At 43.4% G+C, this 2,077-nt stretch carries 2 tRNA genes; both read right to left on the bottom strand.

From position 1 onward, the window contains the following. Nucleotides 1-9 precede the first annotated feature (9 nt). Nucleotides 10-86: transfer RNA gene (locus L2748_RS23645), tRNA-Trp, on the bottom strand. Nucleotides 87-317: 231 nt separating this feature from the next. Continuing rightward, nucleotides 318-394: transfer RNA gene (locus L2748_RS23640), tRNA-Trp, on the bottom strand. Nucleotides 395-2,077: the final 1,683 nt, after the last annotated feature.

Below are 2,077 nucleotides of genomic sequence, written 5' to 3'. Positions count from 1 at the left end.
TCTGAATTTTGGCAGGGGTGGGGAGATTCGAACTCACAACATCCGGTTTTGGAGACCGGCGCTCTACCAATTGGAGCTACACCCCTGTCGACGAAACGCATTATGCGGAAACTCCCCTTAAAGGTAAAGCTTTTTTTATTTAAAGCGAGTCGACTGTGGTTTTTTCAGACAACAAAGCCAAATACGACAACCTACAGTCTGTTGAGTAAAATAGCCTGTTGGATAAATGCCCTGAGCACATAGGCTAAGCTCACTGATTAAAACAGTAAACGACAGATGCAAAAAAGCCGAGCAATAGCTCGGCTTCTTCTGAATTTTGGCAGGGGTGGGGAGATTCGAACTCACAACATCCGGTTTTGGAGACCGGCGCTCTACCAATTGGAGCTACACCCCTGTCGATGAGATGGATTTTGCTAAATATTGAGTAAAAGGTAAAGTACTTTTTTACCAATAACGATCGCCTGCAGATTTTTCGAACGCTTAGATGGTGTTTTAATCACTTTTTGCTGCAAAAGCGAAATAAAGACCACTTACAACAGGAGCTGTTGCTATTAGTTAAACACAACATAGATGACCTCGAAGCAGCAACAGCACAAGTCTGTGTGACTTATATTATGACGTCCTCTTACTAACACAAAGCAATGACAAGTGACTCTATTATGTTTGCTAGCAAGCAATCCTATTCAACAATAAGAAAATAACTAATTGCTCTAACAGTTCAACGGTTATTGTCAAAACGCCCCCATACTTATCATTATAAATGATTTACTCCTTTAACAGCTGATACGGCCTGGTAAGAATGGAGAGCGTAATAGTTCTCTGGTGACGCAGCTAAACTTCACTTTAGTGGCTCAGAGTAACCTAGCCTAATACAGTAGGTTAGAATCACACTCATACAAGCTTAAAAATAATATACACCCTAAATCGACGTAGGAGGTGTCTATTAAGCAGGAGCATATAATCACTATCGGTTTGCATAGCAAACACATGGGGTGAAAGCCCGGCGCTTTGAATACGCAGTATTCAGCCCCTCAGCTTTAAGTGAAGAGTGACGCAGAGAAGCGGTGACCGCCAAGGATGGCGGAAGTGTCGCTATCGTCTGGAACACTTATCGACCGACGTCAACTCTTTACTACTAAGAATGGCATTTATGCCGACTTGAAGTGAAGCCGTCACCTTAACGGCTAGCTGTATTCTATATAAGTTAGCGTTCAGTATTTTAAAAACGCCTAAACGCAAAGAAGCCACCTTAATAAGGTGGCTTCTTCACTTAATTTAAAGCCTGGAAATGGCCAGCCTCGAACAAGTTCTCCGCGCTCCATAAGTGCATGAAGCTAAGCTTCATAAACGCACTCACTTCGCCCTACTATTTATTATGCCCTCTGGGTACACATGGTAATGATACATGCTGCGCATGCGCTGTTAATTCCCCTTGTTCGAGTAATACCAATCAGTATAAGAAGTTGATCTACTCAGAACGTTTTTTGGCAACTAATTCAAGGCAAATAACTGAAAGAATGGTTATTCCCTTGTGAAGCTATTTAACGCAGAAGTAAGCAGCCAAAAACGCTCCAGAATGGCGAGTTTTAGCGGCCCTGATACTGCGTTAACGAGCTTAAACGTAGAATAACTATGCTCTTCACTCGTTGCCTTGCCTCATAACCGCTAAACTCTCGCTGAGCGACCAAATCTTTATACTGATTGGTATAACCTTTCAAAAACTGAACATACAAAATAGCCCCAACACTTCGTGCTGGGGCTATTTCGTGTATTTAGCGCCTGGAAATGGCCAGCTTCGAGCAAGCTCTCCGCGTTCACCCCATGTATCAAACTTCGCTTGATAAGCACAAGGGCTTCACCCTACTATCACATGATTTGAAGCATGCTTCGCATGCACTCTCTATATCCCCATGTTCGAGTGGTCATCTTTCCAGACCTAAACGAAAAAATCCCCAACACAAAGTGCTGGGGATTTATCGTTTATTTGGCGCCTGGAAATGGCCAGCTTCGAGCAAGCTCTCCGCGTTCACCCCATGCATCAAACTTCGTTTGATAAGCACAAGGGCTTCCCCCTACT

Source organism: Shewanella sairae (assembly GCF_023283535.1).
Classification (GTDB): domain Bacteria; phylum Pseudomonadota; class Gammaproteobacteria; order Enterobacterales; family Shewanellaceae; genus Shewanella; species Shewanella sairae.
This window is presented reverse-complemented; position numbering and strand designations above follow the sequence as displayed.